The organism is Streptomyces zinciresistens K42, assembly GCF_000225525.1.
In the GTDB taxonomy this organism is placed as follows: domain Bacteria; phylum Actinomycetota; class Actinomycetes; order Streptomycetales; family Streptomycetaceae; genus Streptomyces; species Streptomyces zinciresistens.
Genome location: NZ_AGBF01000505.1, coordinates 1 through 273 on the forward strand (window position 1 = coordinate 1; position 273 = coordinate 273).

Consider the following 273-nt stretch of genomic DNA (forward strand, 5'->3'; position numbering starts at 1 on the left):
CTGTCGTCCTCGAAGATCCCCACCGACGACGTCGTCCCATTACGCCGCCACCGCGACACCCAACTGTGCAGCGTGCCCGGGTTGATGCCGAGCTCCTCGGCGACGTCACCGACCAGCCTCCCGGTCTCGACCACGATACGCACCGCGCCCTCACGGAACTCGGCATCGTACGGCGGCTTCTTCTTGGACCCCATGAATCCCAACTTCCCCTGCAATCACGGGCTCCACGCTACGAGGGGATGGTCATGACAGACTTCTCCTGCAACGGGGGGA

General features: G+C 64.5%; 1 protein-coding gene. It reads right to left on the bottom strand.

Annotated elements, in window-relative coordinates; translation table 11 throughout:
- The coding region (locus tag SZN_RS37395; RefSeq protein ID WP_007506723.1) for a transposase at positions 1-194 on the bottom strand (194 nt) is incomplete at its 3' end.
- Positions 195-273: the final 79 nt, after the last annotated feature.